Here is a 17,207-nt window from a genome sequence, read left to right as displayed (position 1 = left end):
GATCGGAATGGGACCAGGTTTCGCGCAATTCCTGCTGAAACGCATCGTCGGCTTCGCCGGCGTCCTTTTGGTGCTGGCGCTGATGATATTCGTCCTGGCCCGGGTCGTTCCCGGTGACCCGGCGCGCATCGCGCTTGGCCCGACCGCTTCGGCAGACCAGGTCGCGCAGCTGCGCAGCGAGATGGGCCTGGACGACCCGCTGCCGCAGCAGTTCGTGCATTTCCTCGCAAACGCGGTGCAGGGCGATTTCGGCATCTCGCTGATCTCGGGGCGGCCGGTCGCGCAGGATATCGCGGCGATCCTGCCCGCGACGCTGGAACTTGTGCTGGCGACGCTGGTCCTGATGCTGCTCTTCGGGCTGCCGCTGGGGGTGCTGGCCGCGCGCTATCGCAACACATGGGCGGATACGCTGCTGCGCATCGTGTCGCTTCTTGGCGTGACGATGCCGAGCTTTCTCTTCGCCATCCTGCTGCAGCTTTTCGCCGCCTATTTCCTGGTGAGCTGGCCAATCCTGGGACGGCTGGACAACGCGCTTTCGGGCTTTGACGGACCCACCGGTCTCTACACGCTCGACGGGCTGCTCACCGGGCGGCTCGACGTGACGCTCTCGGCGCTGCAGCACCTTGCCTTCCCCGCGATCGCGCTGGCCATGTCTGGCATCGGGCAGATCATGCGCATCACCCGTTCGGCGATGATCGAACATCAGCGCCGCGACCATGTGCAGACGCTGCGGTCCTTCGGTGTGCCCGGCCGCGTGGTGACCTTCCGCTACCTGTTCAAGCTCAGCGCCATCGCGCCGCTGACGATCATGGGGCTCGAATTCGCGTCGCTGATCGGCAACGCCTTCGTGGTCGAGCTGATCTTTTCCTGGGGCGGCTTCGCCTCTGCCGGCCTCGAGGCGATCCTGCAGAAGGACCTGAACGCGGTCATGGCCGTGGTCCTCGTCTCGGGGTGCTTCTTCGTCGTCGCCAACCTGCTGATCGACGTGCTGATCGGCCTGATCGACCCCCGCCTGCGCATGAAGGAGTCCCGCTGATGGCCCTGATAGAGGAACAGACCGAAATCCTCAGCGCGCGCCGGATGGCCTGGCTGCGGTTCCGTGCCAACCCCGTGGCCGTGATCGGCGCGCTGATGGTGATCTCGGTGATCGTGATGGCGATCTTCGCGCCCTTCATCGCGCGCTTTCCCGACCACGTCGGCGCCGTGATCGACTTCCGCAACAAGCACCACGCACCTGACGCGACCTACTGGTTCGGGGCCGACAAGGTGGGCCGTGACATCTTCACCCGCGTGATCTTCGGCTTCCGCGTCTCGCTTCTGCTGGTCGTCGGCGTGCTGATCGTGGCGGTGCCGGTCGGTGGCGCACTGGGGCTGGTCGCGGGCTACTTCTCGGGCCGGATCGAGGCGCTGATCACCGGGTTCACGAACGTGATGCTGGCGATCCCGCCGCTGGTCATGGCGCTGGCCGTGGGCAACGTGCTGAACCCGAACCTCGTCACCGCGATGTTCGCCATCACCCTGCTGTGGTGGACCTGGCACGCCCGGCTGGTCTACCGCGTGTCCAAATCCGTCGCGGCCGAGGATTACATCGAGGCCGCCCGGCTGGCAGGCGCAAGCCACTGGCATATCCTGATGCGGGAGATCCTGCCCAACTGCATCTCTGTCATCTCGGTCAAGACGACGCTCGACGCGGCCTTCATCATCCTTTTCGGCGCGACGCTGTCCTTCCTCGGCCTGGGCGTGCGCCCGCCCACGCCGGACCTTGGCACCATGGTCGCCGACGGGCGGCAGTTCCTGCCCGAGATGTGGTGGGGCGTGCTCTTCCCCGGTCTGGCGATCTTCTATGCCACGCTTGGCTTCAACCTGCTGGGCGACGGCCTGCGCGACATGTTCGACGTGGAGGTCTGATCCCATGGCATTGCTCGACATCCGCAACCTGAACCTGTCGTTCACTTCCTACGGCCGTACGCAGCAGGCGCTGCGCAACCTGTCCCTGACCATCGAGGAAGGCCAGCGCGTCGCCCTGATCGGCGAGACGGGATCGGGGAAGTCCGTGACCTCGAAGGCGGTGCTGAACACGCTGCCCGGCAATGCGCGCGTGGACAGTGGCCAGATCCTCTGGCGGGGCGAGGACCTGCTGAAGAAGACCACCGGCCAGCGCGAGGCCCTGAAGGGCATCGAGATGTCCGTGGTCATGCAGGATCCGCTGTCCTCCTTCAATCCGGTCTTCACCATCGGGCGCCACCTCGACGACGTGCTCTACTGGGCCGACCGCCGCGCCGGACGTCCGACCGGCCGCAAGGACCGGGCGGCCCGCATCGCGGAGATCCTGCGCAAGGTGCAGCTGGCCGATCCCGCCCGCGTCGTTGCCGCCTACCCGGCAGAGCTTTCGGGCGGCATGCGCCAGCGCGTGCTGATCGCCCTGGCCCTGATGAACCGCCCGGCGCTGCTGATCTCGGACGAGCCGGGCACCGCGCTCGACGTGACGACACAGGACGAAATCCTGCGCCTGATCAACAAGCTGGTCATCGACGAGGGGCTGACGCATCTGATGATCACCCACAACCTGGGCGTGGTGCGGGCGACGGCCGACGATGTCTATGTCATGAACAAGGGCGAGATCGTGGAAAGCGGGCCCCTGCGGCGCATTTTCGAGGCCCCGAAGACCGCCTATGCCCGCGACCTGGTGGATGCGATCCCGCCGCTTTACGGCCCCGGGGTCAAGGATCAGCACGTTTCGGAAGGCGCCCCGCTGGTCGAACTGAAGGCGGTCACCAAGACCTTCAGCCGCAAGCGGCTGCTGCGTCCGGACGAGGTGACGCAGGCGGTGCGCGGTGTCGACCTGAACATCGCCCGCGGCGAGATCTTCGGCCTTGCCGGTGAAAGCGGATCGGGCAAGACCACGCTGGCGCGGATGGTCATGGGGATCATGCAGCCCAGCGAGGGGCGCGTCTTCATCGACGGGCGTCCGCTGTCGGACACCGGCGGACGGGCCGATCGCCGTCTGGCGCAGATCGTCTACCAGAACCCGGGCACCTCGCTGAACCCGAAGCGCACCGTGGGCCAGACGCTGGACGTGCCCCTGCGCTTTGCGGGCCTGGATCCGAAGGACCGGCACCGGCGGACGGAAGAACTGCTGGAACGGGTCGACCTGCCCCGCAGCTTTGTCGCGCGTTTCCCGCACGAGCTTTCGGGCGGGCAGAAGCAGCGCGTGGCCATCGCCCGTGCCCTGGCCGCCGACCCGCGCCTGATCGTCCTGGACGAGCCGACCTCGGCGCTGGACGTCAGCGTGCAGAAGCGCGTCATCGCGCTGCTCGAAGAGCTGCGGGACGAGCTGGGCCTGACCTACCTCTTCATCAGTCACGACCTCTCGCTGATGCGCAACTTCTGCAGCCGCATCTCGGTCATGTTCAAGGGCGAGATGGTCGAACAGGGAAGACCGTCCGAGGTCTTCGCCAACCCCACGCATCCCTACACCCGGGCGCTCATCGCCGCGATCCCCGTCGTCACCGACGCCGAGGAAGCGATGAAGCCCAAGGTCACGCCAGAAGAAAAACAAAGGTTCCTCGTGTCCTCGGCGGCATGAGAACGAGAAGGAGAAAGACATGGTCCTGAGACTCGGCATCGACGTCGGGGGTACGAACACCGACGCCGTCATCCTGCGTGACCGCGAGGTGCTGGCCGGCGTGAAACGCTCCACGACCGAGGACGTGATGTCCGGCATCAGCGAGGCGCTTGAAGCCGTCATCGCCGAGGCGGGCGTCGAACGCGACGCGATCGACGTGACGATGCTCGGCACGACGCATTTCACCAATGCCGTGATCGAACGGCGCGCGCTGGATCCGGTCGCGGCGATCCGCCTCGGCCTGCCCGCCACCGCCTGCCTGCCGCCCATGGTCGACTGGCCAGAGGATCTGCGCACAGAGGTCGGCGGTCACGCCTACATGGTCCGCGGCGGCTTCGAGTTCGACGGTCGCGAGATCGCGGCGCTGGACGAGGCCGAGATCCGCCGTATCGGCAGCGAGATCACCGAGAAGGGCATCCGCGCCGCGGCCATCTCCTCTGTCTTCTCGCCGATCAACCGCGAGATGGAGGAACGCGCCCGCGAGATCCTGCACGAGGTCTGCCCCGACCTTCCCGTGGTCCTGTCCTCGGAGATTGGCCGCATCGGCCTTCTGGAGCGCGAAAGCGCGGCGATCATGAACGCCTCTCTGCTGTCGCTGTCGGCGCAGACCGTCGATGCCTTCGACCGCGCGCTGGCCGAGGCCGGGCTTAACTGCCCCTTCTTCGTTACCCAGAACGACGGCACGCTGATGGGCGCCGATACCGTGCGGCGCTTCCCGGTGCTGACCTTCGCCTCGGGCCCGACCAACTCCATGCGCGGCGCGGCCTTCCTCACCGGGGTCAAGGACGCCATCGTCATCGACATCGGCGGCACCACCACCGACGTCGGCGCGCTCCAGCACGGCTTTCCCCGGCAGGCCTCGACCGTGGTCGACGTGGGCGGCGTGCGCACCAACTTCCGCATGCCCGACGTGTTCTCCGTCGGCCTTGGCGGTGGATCGCTGGTCCAGGGCAGCCCCGAGGACATTCAGGTCGGCCCGAAATCCGTAGGCTACCGCCTGACGAAGGAGGCGCGCGTTTTCGGGGGCGATACGCTGACCACCACCGACATCGCCGTGGCCTCCGGCATGGCCGAGGTGGGCAATGCAGAGGCCGTCGCGGGCATCGATCCCGCGCTGATCGCTGCCGCGAAGGAGAAGATCGGAGCGATCCTTGAAGCCGCCGTTGAACGCAGCCGCGTGTCGCCCGACCCGATCCCCGTGATCGCCGTGGGCGGCGGTTCGATCCTGGCCCCCGACCGGATCGGCGACCTGGATGTGCTGCGCCCCGAGAACTTTGCCGTGGCCAATGCCGTCGGTGCCGCCATCGCCCAGATCTCTGGCGAGGTGGACCGCATCTTCGCGCTGGAGGGCCGCACCCGTGAAGAGTGCCTGGCCGAGGCCGAGCAGGAGGCCAGCGAGAGCGCGGTGGCCAGCGGTGCCACCCGCGAGACCCTGGCCGTGATCGAACGCGAGGACGTGCCGCTGGCCTACCTGCCGGGCAATGCGACCCGCATTCACGTGAAGGTCGTCGGCGAGATGGGGGCTTTCCAGGATGGCTGACCCGAAGGACGCAGCCTGGACCCTGACGGAGGCCGACATCGATGCGCTGGAAATCGGCGCGGGCATCCTCGGCACCGGGGGCGGGGGCAATCCCTACATCGGCAAGCTGCGCGCCCGCGAGGCGCTGCGCGCCGGGCATGTCATGCGCGTGCTGCCCATGGAGGCGCTCGGTGATGAGGATCGCGTCGTCTCGATCGGCGGGATCGGGGCGCCCCTGATCTCCTTCGAGCGGATCAAGGAAGGCCGCGAGGGGCTGCGCTGCCTGCGCGCGCTGGAACGGCGGTTGGGCTTTACCGCAGCGGCGGTCGCCTGCGAGGAGATCGGCGGACAGAACGCCATGGAACCGCTGATCACCGCGGCCATGGCCGGTCTTCCGGTGGTGGACGGCGACGGCATGGGCCGCGCCTTTCCGGAAATGCAGATGACGACCTACTCGATCTACGGGCACAGCTCCACGCCCTCGGTCATGTGCGATCCGCACGGCAACGTGGTCACCTTCGACCATGCGATCACCGAGAAGTGGCACGAGACCATGGCGCGCGCCTGCGTCATCGCCCAGGGCGGCGCCTCGACACTGGCCTCGGCCCCCATGACGGGTGCTTTCTTCAAGCAGTTCGCCATCCCGCGCAGCTACACCCAGGCCATTGGCCTTGGCCGCGCCGTGATGGAGGCGCGACAGGCGCATGAGGATCCGATCACTGCCATCTGCAAACGCGAAGGCGGGCGGCACGTGTTCTCCGGCAAGATCAAGGACATCCACCGCCACTTCCGCGGCGGCTTCAATGTGGGCGAGGCCGAGATCGAGGGGCTCGACGGCTATCGCGGGTCCCAGGCGCATATCACCATCCAGAACGAGTTCCTGGTCTTCCGCCGCGACGGCGAGGTCGAGGTGGTCGTACCGGATCTCGTGGTGGTGCTCGACCTCGACAGCGGGTTGCCCATCACGACCGAACTTCTGCGCTACGGCCAGCGCGTCGCCGTGCTGGCGCTGCCCTGCCACGAGCTGCTGCGCAGCGAGGATGCGCTGGCAGTGATCGGACCGGCGGCCTTCGGTTTCCCTGAAATCGAGTACACCCCCCTGCCTGCGAAGGAGATCTCATGAGCTTCGACATCAACCCCGACGACATGGAGGCCATCGCGCTTGGCGGCGCCTTCCTGGGGACCGGCGGCGGCGGCGATCCCTACATCGGCAAGGTCATGGCCCGCGCGGCCATGGAACGCGCGGGCCGCCCGGTGCGCGTGGCCGATCCGACAGAGGTGCCCGACGACGCGCTTTGCGTGCCGGTCTGCATGATGGGGGCGCCGACGGTCATGGTCGAGAAGCTGCCCAATGGCGAAGAGGCCCTGGCCGCGCTTTCGGCGCTGGAGGAATACCTTGGGCGCAAGGCCGATTACCTGGTCTGCATCGAGGCGGGCGGGTTGAACTCGACCATTCCCTTCGCCGTGGCCTCGGCCACCGGGCTGCCGCTGATCGACGGCGACGGCATGGGGCGCGCCTTTCCGGAGCTGCAGATGGTCTCGATGACCATGCACGGCATCGCGGCCAGCCCCATGTGCATGGCCGATGACAAGGGCAACAGCTCGGTCCTCAACACGATCTCGAACCTCTGGACGGAACGCCTTGCGCGCGCCCAGACCATCGAGATGGGCGGGGCCGCGCTGGTCGCGCTCTACCCGATGACAGGTGCGCAGATGAAGCAGTCGCTGCTCAGGAATACCCTGAGCCTCGTGCGGGAGATCGGCGCCACGATCCGCGCCGAACGGGCGGCGAACCGTCACCCCGCGCCCGCGCTTGTGGCGCGCTGCGGCGGGTTCGACCTGGGCCCGGCGCGGGTCGTCGACATCGAGCGCAAGACCAGCGGCGGTTTCGCTCGCGGCCGCGCAACGCTGACCGGGCTGGAGGAGAACCAGGGCCGGACTTTCACCCTGTCCTTCCAGAACGAGTTCCTCTGCCTGGAGGACGAAACCGGCCGCCCGCTGGCGCTGACGCCCGACCTGATCTGCGCGCTCGACGCGGACGGCGGCCTGCCGGTCACGACCGAGGCCATGCGCTTCGGCCTCGCAATGCGGCTGCTGGCGCTTCCTGCGGATCCGCAGTGGCGCAGCGCTGCGGGGCTCGACCTCGCCGGGCCCGGATACTTTGGCTACGACCACCCCTTCGCCCCGGTCGAAGACCTGCGGCGGCAATAAGAAACCAATCCAACCAACACGGAGAAACGGCATGAAACAGCTTCTAACCGCCTCGGTCCTCGCGCTTGCAACCGCGCTTCCGCTCGCGGCACAGGCGCAGGACACCAAGGTCAGCACCATGGTGAACCTGGTGCAGATCATCGGCACGATCGACCCGGCCAAGATCAACGACTACACCGAGTACATGGCCGCGGTGAACCTTTATGACGCGTTGACCACCGTCGACCCCGACGGCTCGGTCGTGCCGCAGCTGGCCGAAAGCTGGGAGGTGTCGGATGACAACCTGACCTACACCTTCACGCTCAAGGACGGCGCGACCTTCCAGGACGGCTCGCCCGTCGAGGCATCGGATTTCGCCTATTCGATCCGCCGCCTGCTCACGATCAACGAGGGCCCGGCCTACCTCTTCTCCGACCTGATCGGCGAGGACTCGGTCGAGGCGGTCGATGCGCATACGCTCAAGATCACGCTGAACAAGGTCTACGCGCCCTTCATCACGATCACCCCGCTGCTCCTCGCGGTGAACGAGGATGCGGTCGAGGTGACCGACGCCGACGCCTGGGGCGAGGAGTTCCTTGCAAACCACGCCGTTGGTGCCGGCCCCTATGAGCTCGACAACTGGGATCGCGGTGCGCAGATGACGCTGGCCCGCTTCGAGGGTTACCACGGCGGCTGGGACCGTGGCACGCCGCTGGACGAGGTGCGCCTGGTCATCACCCGGGACGAGGCAACGGTGCGCGCGCTTGCGCAGCGCGGCGAGCTCGGCCTGTCCTCGCAGTACCAGGCGAGCGAGACCTACGCCGGTATCGACGCGCTCGACAATTACCACGTCATCTCGGTTCCGACCGCGACCGGCTTCTACATCAAGCTGAACAACCAGAGGGCGCCGACCGACGACGTCCACGTCCGCCGCGCCATCGCCATGGCGATGGACTACGCCACCGTGCGCGAGGTCATCTACCCCGGCGCCGAACTGAACGGCCCTCTGGCCCCGGTCTTCCCCGATGCGATCCCCGACGACGCCGAAGCGCCCGTGTTCGATCTGGAGGCAGCACGTGCCGAACTGGAGAAGAGCAAATACTACGGCGATGGCCCGATCCCGTTCGAACACGTCTACCTCTCGGGCACGGCCTTTGAGGAAGAGGTCGCACTGCTGCTGAAATCGACGCTCGACAGCATTGGTTTCGACGTGACGATCCGGCCCGAGACGTGGAACCGCGTGACCGAGCTCGCCAGCACGATCGAGACGACCCCGGATTCGACGCAGATCTTCTACGGCCCGACCTACCCCTCGCCCGACTCTGTCTACTTCGTGCAGTACCATTCGAATGCCACGGGCACCTGGTCCTCGATGGACTGGGTGATGGACGATGAGATCGACGGCATGATCGAAGCCTCGCGGCAGGAAACCGATGCCGAGGCCCGCAACGGGATCTACCAGGATATCTACTCCAAGCTGGTCGAGGATCAGCGTTCGATCTGGCTCCTGACGCAGGAGAAGCGCCTTGCTGCGAATGAATGCCTGCAGGGCTACCAGCAGATCCCGATGCAAAGCTGGGATCTCGACTTCTCGCGGATGAGCTGGTCCTGCCCCGAGTAGGCCCCCCCCCCAGCAGGCCCCTCACCTTTGCAACAAGGAACGCCGCCCCGCCGGGGCGGCGTTTTTTTCGTCCCGGTATCAAAGGCAAGATGACGGTCTTGGCAGGGTCGTGAAGGCGGCAGTCCTGAAACTGCAAGCCGGGCACGAAGCATGGCGTCCGAGAGCCGCCGCACACTTGCCGGTGGCGCGTTCAGTCCTGCGCATGTCGGGGAACTTGCCGGACTTCCGGCACTTGATGGGCCTCAAATCAAAACGCCCCGGGCCGAAGCCACGGGGCGTTTTGATTTGGTTGCGGGGGTAGGATTTGAACCTACGACCTTCAGGTTATGAGCCTGACGAGCTACCGGGCTGCTCCACCCCGCGCCAATCTCCGTTGGGGCGTCGCCCCGTCGGTTTGGGGGATGTATCGCCTCCTCCGGGGAGGTGCAAGGGCTCGATGCCGCTTTTTTTGACAAAAAGATTAAAATCATCGGTGCGGGGCGGGAAACTGCGTTTGGGGTGGGGCTGGGGTAACTTTATTTCTTGCAAAGACAGTAGGTTGCGGCCTGACAGCCCGTTTTGCGCCGCGCTCCGGTCGCGGTCGGGACTCGACCCGGGGGCGGCGGGCAGGGTAGGCCGCTTGCAGGGAATGCACCTCCGGGCGCCGGAATCAGCCGGGTGCCGGACGGCAGGTGGAAGGGCAGCGGGTGAAAAGGCGGCGGGATGACCGACATTCGTGACATAGCCAGGCTGGCCGGGGTGTCCCCGGCGACGGTATCGCGCGTCATGAATGACCATCCCCATGTTTCGGGGGCGACACGCGCCCGGGTCATGGCCGTGGCCGAAGACCTGGCCTACCGGCCCAATTCCCACCGGCTGGGCGCCGGGGTGGGGCAGTCCGACCTGATCGCCTTCCTGCACTTCGGCGCCCCCGCCCTTGCCGATGGCCGCATGGCGGAGGCCGCTGAAACGGTGTTGTTCGAAGCGGGCTACAAGACCTTCGTCTGCAATGCCGGCGGCGATCCGGAAAGGGAGAGCTTCTACCTCGACCAGATTGCCGATCGCCACGTTGCCGGGGTCATCCTCTCGCCGCAGGGGCATGACGATCGCGCCCTGGCGGCGGCGCATCGGCTGAACGGGGCAGGGGTGCGCAGCGTGCTGCTCAACCCGGGCCGGATGCTGGACGGGGTCGCCCTTGCCGCGCTGGATCCGCAGCAAAGCTGGGCCCTGGGCTGGTCGCATCTTCTGGGGCAGGGGGTGCGCCGTGTGCTGTGCCTTGTCGAACCGCACCAGCAGCCCGGCGATGCGCCTGCCGGCATCTCCGCCCGGACGGTGCCCTTGCGGGCCGGCACGGATGATCAGGTCGCGGGGCTTGCCCCTGCCGACTGGATCGACCCCGGCACGGACCTCCCCGGGACGGGCCGCCAGGCGATCTTCTGCGGCAGCGAACCGATTGCCGTGGCGGCCCTGCGCCGGTTGCAGGCAGAGGGTCTGAAGGTGCCGGATGACATTCCGGTCCTGGCCATGGGCGGCAGCGACGTGGCCCGGATGCTGGTGCCCCGGCTGTCGGTCGTGGGCCTGCCGCTGGAAGAGCTGGCGCGGCTGTCCGCGGAACTCCTCCTGACGCAGATTCGCGAACCCGACGGCGCGGTGCGAAAGCTGCTGCTGGAAGGACGGCTGATCCAGGGCGGCACCACGCGTTGAGGAAAAGCTGAAAACGTTTCAGCGCGTTTCGGCGGTGCGTGGGTGGCGAAACCGGCCCCCCGCGTGCCCGCCCAAGCGGGCACCACGGCGCCGCCTGCGTTTTTTCCCATTCAATATCTGATCGTTACCCAGAGTTGGCCCGCCTTCGTCGCGGCGCGGGCGCAGGGCGCGGACCTTCATATAAGTGACGTCTCTCTCGGGCATGCCTTGAAAAGAATTTCAGAGCCCGCCTCCGGTGGGCGCAACCCGAGGTGCGATCCATGCTCAAGAGAACCCTCCTTCTGACCGCCGCCCTTGTCGCGGCCGGTCACGCCCAGGCGGCGGACCAATGTGCCGCCTTCCACCAGTCCCCCGCGCTCGACGCGGCCGTGGCCTCGGGGGATCTGCCCGCCGTGGCGGACCGCCTGCCGCTGCACCCCGTGGTCGTCGACGTGCCCGAGGCCGGCACCTACGGTGGCCAGCTGCACAGCCTGTGGACCGGCGGTCGCCTGGCCGACTATCGCCACTACGGCTACGACCCGCTGGTCCGCTGGACCCCCGACGGCTCCGAAGTGATCCCGAATATCGCGGAAAGCTGGGACATCTCCGACGATGCCACCACCTATACCTTCCACCTGCGCGAAGGGCTGAAATGGTCCGACGGGGTGGATTTCACCGCCGATGACATCCTGTTCTGGTGGCAGCACGTCGAAAGCAACGCAGAGATCAATCCCAAGGGCGTCTACCGCATCTTCCAGGTCGCAGGCGAACCGGCGAAGGTCGAAAAGATCGACGATCTCACCGTCCGCTTCACCTTCCCCCAGCCCAACGGTCGTTTCCTGCTCGACCTGGCCAGCCCCTATGGCCAGCGCGTCGTGCAGTTCCCCGCGCACTACGTCTCCCAGTTCTCGAAGGAGCTGAACCCCGAAGGCGTCGCGGCCATGATGGCCGAGGCAGGGGAGGAAGACTACGGCAAGTGGTGGATGGGCCGCGTCGGCACCTACGGCAAGCAGGCGGAACAGAACGATCCCGCGCGCCCGACGATGCTGGCCTGGATGCCGACGGAAAGCTTCCTCGACAAGACGCACTTCACGCTGGAACGGAATCCCTACTACTTCCGCGTCGATCAGGACTGCAACCAGCTGCCCTATATCGACGAAAACGTCTTTGACCTGGCCAAGGACACCGAAGTCCAGCTGCTGAAGGTGATGGCGGGCGATTTCGACTATTCCGAACCCAACATCTCGGTGCCGCAGAACAAGGGCGTCTTCTTCGAGAACCAGGAGCGCGGCAACTACCGCTTCGCCCAGGCGCAAAGCTGCGATTACAACAACATGTACATCGAGCTGCCCTTCAACTCCCCCGATGCCTTCAAGGCGGCCTTCTTCCAGAACAAGGAAGTGCGCGAGGCGCTCTCGATCGCCATCGACCGGCCCGGCATCATCGAAACCGTCTATCTCGGCCAGGGTGAACCCTACCAGTCCGCGCCGCGCCCCGACTCGCCCTATTACAACGAACGCCTGGCGCATCAGTTCACCGAATTCGATCCGGCAAAGGCGAACGAGATCCTGGACAAGTACTACCCCGAAAAGGACGCCCAGGGCTTCCGCCTGCGTCCCAACGGCGAACGTATCTCCGTCTCCATGCTGGCCGAGGTGGGCTTCCGCTCCGAATGGTCCGACATGCTGCAGATCATATCGCAGAACTGGGCCGATGTCGGGATCGAGATGACCCCCGAACCCGTCACCGGCGATGTCTACGACACCCGCCGCAAGGCGCGCGACCGCGACCTGCAGGTCTGGGTGGGCGAAAACGGCTGCGGCCAGCTGCCCACGATCTCCCTCGCCCGGATGATGCGCTACCAGTCCAACTGGGACAACTGGACCGCCTGGCTGGATGAAAACATCTCCCACCAGACCGAAACGGTCGAAGGGGTCGAACCCATCGAACCCCCGGCGGAGATCAAGCGCCTGTACGAGATCGAGGCCCTGGTGCCCACCAAGGTCGGCGAGGAAAAGGCCGCGCTGATGGCCGAATTCATGGACCTCATGGCGGACGCCTTCCTCAACATCGGCACCGTCCTGCCCGAGGGCAACTACCGGGTGATCAACAACCGCATCGGCGGGGTCTACGAGCCCATCACCGAAGGCTGGCTCTACCCGGGCCCGGCACCGACCAACATGGAAGCCTGGTTCATCAAGAACTGATCGCCTTCCTCCCGATCCGGCGCGGGTGGGGCCCTCCCCGCCCGCGCCTCTTTCCGTTCACGATTATCCCGCAGGACCAATCCATGGGCCGTTTCATCCTCAATCGCCTTCTCTGGGTGCCTCCCACCCTTCTGGCGATCTCCATCGTGGCCTTCGCCATCATCACCCTGCCGCCGGGCGATTACGTCGACCGTTACGCGCTGCAGGCCGCGGCCGAAGGCGACGTGATGACCGACGACGAAAAGGACGCCATGCGGCAGGTCTATGGCCTGGATAAGCCGCTGACGGTGCAATACGTCAACTGGATGTCGGACATGGTCCTGCATGGAGATCTGGGCTGGTCCTTCCTGCATTCGCGCCCGGTGAAGGACCTGATCTGGGAACGCCTGGGCCTGACGACCGTCCTGTCGCTCTCCACGCTGTTCTTCACCTGGATCATCGCCATTCCGATCGGGATCTACGCGGCGGTCCGGAAATACTCCATTGGGGACTATCTCTTTACCACGCTGGGGTTCGTGGGCCTGGCCCTGCCGAACTTCCTGCTGGCCCTGGCGCTGATGTACGCGGCCTTCCTGGCCACGGGGCAAAGCGTCGGCGGCCTCTTCTCCCCGGCCTATGCCGATGCGCCCTGGTCGGTGGCGCGGGTGGGGGACCTGCTGGCGCATCTGTGGATCCCGGTGCTGGTGCTGGGCCTTTCGGGCACCGCCTCCATCATCCGCACCGTGCGGGCCAACCTGCTGGATGAACTCTCCGCCCCCTACCTTGCCACCGCGCGGGCCAAGGGCCTGCCGGAAAACGCCGCGATCCTGAAATACCCGGTGCGCCACGCCATGAACCCCTTCGTCTCGGGGCTCAACGACATCTTCGTCAACATCATCTCGGGCGAAACCATCGTGGCCATCGTGCTGGGCCTGCAGACCACCGGGCCGCTGCTCTTCGACGCGCTGCGCACCCAGGACATGTTCCTGGCCGCCACGCTGATCATGTTCCTCGGCATCCTCGGCATGGTCGGCACGCTCTTTTCTGACATCCTTCTGGCCTGGCTCGATCCCCGCATCCGCCGCCAGTTCACGACCAGCGCGAGGGCCGCCTGATGGTATCGCTTCCCGACACAGCCGACCTCGCCGCCGCCCCGCCCCGCGAAAGCCGCGCCGCAAAGACCTGGCGCCGGTTCCGCCGGCACAGGCTGGGCGTCATCGGCCTCTGCATCACCGTGCTGCTCTACCTCGTCGCGCTCTTCGTCGAACCGGTGGCGCCGCAGGGGGCCGAAGCCTATTCGACCCGCCACGCCTATTACCCGCCGCAGGCGGTCCACCTCTTCGAGGACGGACGATGGAACCCCCATGTCCTCGGCTACAAGGTGGTCTTCGACTACAACTCCGGCAGCCGCAGCTTCGAACCGGATCCGGAGGCGGTTATCCCCGTCGGCTTCTGGGTGCAGGGCGACAGCTATCGCTGGCTGGGCCTCGTGCCCGGTGACCGCCACCTCTTCGGCGCGAAGACCCCGGGCGACAAGGTCTTCTTCGCCGGGGCAGACCGGCTGGGGCGCGACAACCTCTCCCGCACGATCTATGCCGCGCGGATTTCCATGACCATCGGTCTGGTCGGCGTCGCCATCTCTCTGGTGCTGGGCATCGCCATCGGCGGGCTCTCGGGTTACCTCGGCGGCACGGCGGACCAGGTGCTGCAACGCTTCATCGAATTCCTGCAATCGCTGCCCTCGATCCCGCTCTGGATCGGGCTGGCCGCCGCCATCCCGCGCGACACGCCGCCGCTGCAGACCTACCTGCTGATCTCCGTCGTTCTGTCGATGCTGGGCTGGACGGGGCTGGCCCGGGTGGTGCGCGGCCGGTTCCTCGCCCTCCGGTCCGAAGATTTCATCGCCGCCGCCCGGCTCGACGGCTGCTCCACCCCGCGCATCCTGTGGCGGCACATGCTGCCCTCCTTCACCTCCCACATCATCGCCGTGGTGACGCTGGCCATTCCCGGCATGATCCTTGCGGAAACCGCGCTCTCCTACCTCGGCATCGGGCTGCGCGCGCCCGTCGTCTCCTGGGGGGTGCTCCTGCAGGAGGTGCAGAACATCCGCTCCATGTCCGCCGCGCCCTGGCTCTTCCTGCCGGGCGGCGTGGTGGTCCTGGCCGTCCTCGCCCTCAACTTCCTCGGCGACGGGCTGCGCGACGCCGCCGATCCGCACGGGAAATGACGCCATGAAAGACCTCATGCACCGCGACACCATCCTCGACGTCTCCGACCTGACGCTCTCCTTTACCGGCGAACGCGGCGAAAGCCTGCGCGCGCTGGACCGGGTCGGCTTCTCCGTTCCGCGCGGCAAGACGCTCTGCCTCGTGGGCGAATCCGGCTGCGGCAAATCCGTCACCGCCCGGGCCCTGCTGCGCATCCTCAGCGACAATGCGAGGATCGACCTGGGCACCATGCGCTTCGAACGCGCCGACGGCAGCACCTGCGATCTTGCCGCCCTAGACCCGAAGGGGCGCGAAGCCCGCACCCTGCGCGGCGAAGAGATCGCGATGATCTATCAGGAGCCGATGACGGCCCTCTCCCCCCTCTACACCATCGGCGAACAGATCGCCGAGGTGCTGCGCTGGCACCGGGGCACCTCCCGGAAGGCGGCAAGGGCCGAAGCGATAGAGATGCTCCGACAGGTCGGCATGCCCGCCCCCGAACAGCGCTTCGATGCCTACAGTTTCGAACTTTCGGGCGGCCAGCGGCAGCGCGCGGTCATCGCCATGGCCCTGATCGCCCAGCCGAAACTCCTCATCGCCGATGAACCCACCACCGCGCTCGACGTGACCACGCAGGCGGGCATCTTGTCGCTGCTGCGCGATCTGCAGGCGCAGCGGGACATGTCGATGATCTTCATCACCCATGACCTGGGTGTGGTGGCCGAAATCGCGGATGAGGTGGCGGTGATGTACATGGGCCGCGTCGTCGAACGCGGGCCGGTGCAGCAGATCCTGACCGATCCGCGCCATCCCTACACCCAGGGCCTCTTGGCGTCGCTTCCCTCGACCCGGGGGGCACGCCGGGCGCGCCTTTCGGCGATCCCGGGGGCCGTGCCGCACCTGGCCAACAGGCCCAAGGGCTGCGCCTTCGCCGCGCGCTGCGCCTGGGCGCGCATCGGCACCTGCGACCGGCAGGACGCCCCCGATGTCGCCATCGCGCCGGGCCATTCCGCCGCCTGCCACCAGCTCGATCCGGCGGGCCACCTGCCGCCGCTCGATGCCGGGCTGGTGCAAACGCCCGCCCGCCGCGCGCCGGATTACACCGCGCAGCCCCTGCTGCGCGTCCGCGACCTGCGCAAGACATTCCGGCAGGGTGGGGGGCTCTTCTCGAAACCCCGCGACATCCATGCGCTCAACGGGGTCAGCTTCGACCTCTACCCGGGCGAAACACTGGGCCTCGTGGGGGAATCGGGCTGCGGCAAGTCCACCCTCGGGCGCAGCCTGATCGGGCTGCATCCGGCGACCTCGGGCCAGGTCCACCTGCGCGAGGCCGGGGCTGAAACGCAGCTGACCGGCCTGTCCGAAGCCGCCCTGAAACAGGCCTGGCGCCGGGTCCGCATGGTCTTCCAGGATCCGAACGGGTCCTTCAATCCGCGCATGACGGTCTACGACATCGTGGCAGAGGTGCTGCGGGTGCAGAAAACCCCCTCCGCCCGGGTGGATGCCCGCGTCCGCGAGGTGTTGCGCCTTGTCGGCCTCGATGAAGCGGTGCTCGACCGTTACCCCCATGCCTTCTCCGGCGGGCAGCGGCAGCGGATCGGCATTGCCCGGGCGCTGTCCTCCGCCCCCTCCGTCCTGATCGCCGACGAAGCCGTCTCCGCGCTCGATGTCTCGGTGCAGGCGCAGGTGCTGAACCTATTCGCCGATCTGCAGGCGGAACTGGGGCTGGCCTATCTCTTCGTGTCTCACGACCTGTCGGTGGTACGCCACATCTCCGACAGGGTGGCGGTGATGTACGCCGGGGAAATCGTGGAAATGGCGCCGGTCGAAAGGCTCTTTGCCGCGCCGCGCCACCCCTATACCCGCACCCTGCTGGATGCGGTGCTGGATCCGACCGATGCGCTGGCGGCCAAACCGGGGGAGGGGCGGGCCGAACCCGCCGTTGCCGCCCCCGATCCCGCCAACCTGCCGACAGGGTGCAAATTCGCCCCCCGCTGCCCCGGCGCCACCGCGCTCTGCCACCGCGCCGCGCCTCAACTGCCCGCCGATTGCGGGCCTGCGGATCACGCCGTGGCCTGCCATCACCCCCTGCCAGCGCCGGAAGGGGCAGGGCCGGGGGACCGGATCACCGACCGGGCCGGGACGTATCAGCCATGTCCGGCGTAAGGCCCGTGCCCCGAAAAGTCCCCCGACAGGC

General features: G+C 67.0%; 12 protein-coding genes and 1 tRNA gene. 12 read left to right on the top strand and 1 reads right to left on the bottom strand.

Annotated features, from left to right (window positions below):
• Window positions 1-7: 7 nt before the first annotated feature.
• The 7 genes from AC2IR1_RS20725 to AC2IR1_RS20695 are packed head-to-tail and all read left to right on the top strand — an operon-like array spanning window position 8 to window position 8,955.
• Window positions 8-1,036: an ABC transporter permease gene (locus AC2IR1_RS20725; protein WP_486473875.1), complete on the top strand. Its 1,029-nt coding sequence runs from the start codon at window positions 8-10 to the stop codon at window positions 1,034-1,036.
• Complete coding sequence (locus AC2IR1_RS20720; protein ID WP_486473874.1) at window positions 1,036-1,908, top strand: ABC transporter permease; 873 nt, start codon at window positions 1,036-1,038, stop codon at window positions 1,906-1,908. The genes AC2IR1_RS20725 and AC2IR1_RS20720 overlap by 1 nt, the downstream gene beginning before the upstream one ends.
• Window positions 1,909-1,912: 4 nt before the next feature.
• The gene (locus tag AC2IR1_RS20715; RefSeq protein ID WP_486473873.1) at window positions 1,913-3,586 is read left to right on the top strand and encodes a dipeptide ABC transporter ATP-binding protein; all 1,674 of its coding nucleotides are present in this window, start codon (window positions 1,913-1,915) and stop codon (window positions 3,584-3,586) included.
• A 19-nt stretch (window positions 3,587-3,605) separates the two neighbouring features.
• On the top strand, window positions 3,606-5,165 hold the full coding sequence (locus AC2IR1_RS20710) for a hydantoinase/oxoprolinase N-terminal domain-containing protein (RefSeq protein ID WP_486473872.1): 1,560 nt from the start codon (window positions 3,606-3,608) through the stop codon (window positions 5,163-5,165).
• On the top strand, window positions 5,158-6,267 hold the full coding sequence (locus tag AC2IR1_RS20705; protein WP_486473871.1) for an S-methyl thiohydantoin desulfurase family protein: 1,110 nt from the start codon (window positions 5,158-5,160) through the stop codon (window positions 6,265-6,267). The genes AC2IR1_RS20710 and AC2IR1_RS20705 overlap by 8 nt, the downstream gene beginning before the upstream one ends.
• A complete protein-coding gene (locus AC2IR1_RS20700) occupies window positions 6,264-7,355 on the top strand; it encodes an S-methyl thiohydantoin desulfurase family protein (RefSeq protein ID WP_486473870.1) in 1,092 nt (363 codons plus the stop codon). The genes AC2IR1_RS20705 and AC2IR1_RS20700 overlap by 4 nt, the downstream gene beginning before the upstream one ends.
• 31 nt (window positions 7,356-7,386) lie before the next feature.
• Window positions 7,387-8,955: an ABC transporter substrate-binding protein gene (locus tag AC2IR1_RS20695; RefSeq protein WP_486473869.1), complete on the top strand. Its 1,569-nt coding sequence runs from the start codon at window positions 7,387-7,389 to the stop codon at window positions 8,953-8,955.
• Between the two features lie 286 nt (window positions 8,956-9,241).
• On the opposite strand, the gene AC2IR1_RS20690 is transcribed toward AC2IR1_RS20695, so the two are convergent.
• Window positions 9,242-9,318, bottom strand: a tRNA-Met gene (locus AC2IR1_RS20690).
• 339 nt (window positions 9,319-9,657) lie between these two features.
• Between AC2IR1_RS20690 and AC2IR1_RS20685 the strand changes: the two genes are divergently transcribed.
• From AC2IR1_RS20685 to AC2IR1_RS20665, 5 genes are all read left to right on the top strand, one after another.
• Window positions 9,658-10,638: a LacI family DNA-binding transcriptional regulator gene (locus AC2IR1_RS20685; protein WP_486473868.1), complete on the top strand. Its 981-nt coding sequence runs from the start codon at window positions 9,658-9,660 to the stop codon at window positions 10,636-10,638.
• A gap of 260 nt (window positions 10,639-10,898) precedes the next feature.
• Entirely contained in the window at window positions 10,899-12,824 is a 1,926-nt protein-coding gene (locus tag AC2IR1_RS20680; RefSeq protein ID WP_486473867.1) for an ABC transporter substrate-binding protein, read from the top strand.
• Between the two features lie 83 nt (window positions 12,825-12,907).
• Window positions 12,908-13,918 (top strand): ABC transporter permease, encoded by a 1,011-nt coding sequence (locus AC2IR1_RS20675; RefSeq protein WP_486473866.1) that lies wholly within the window; start codon window positions 12,908-12,910, stop codon window positions 13,916-13,918.
• Window positions 13,918-15,030, top strand: coding sequence for an ABC transporter permease (locus AC2IR1_RS20670; protein WP_486473865.1), 1,113 nt, complete (start codon window positions 13,918-13,920; stop codon window positions 15,028-15,030). Before AC2IR1_RS20675 ends, AC2IR1_RS20670 begins: the two co-directional genes overlap by 1 nt.
• A gap of 4 nt (window positions 15,031-15,034) precedes the next feature.
• Window positions 15,035-17,176 (top strand): ABC transporter ATP-binding protein, encoded by a 2,142-nt coding sequence (locus AC2IR1_RS20665; protein WP_486473864.1) that lies wholly within the window; start codon window positions 15,035-15,037, stop codon window positions 17,174-17,176.
• The last annotated feature ends 31 nt before the right edge of the window (window positions 17,177-17,207 follow it).

It is taken from the genome of Pseudooceanicola sp. NS-SX8 (assembly GCF_057380755.1).
Note: the sequence above shows the minus strand (reverse complement) of the source record. Positions and strands in the feature narration are given on the sequence as shown.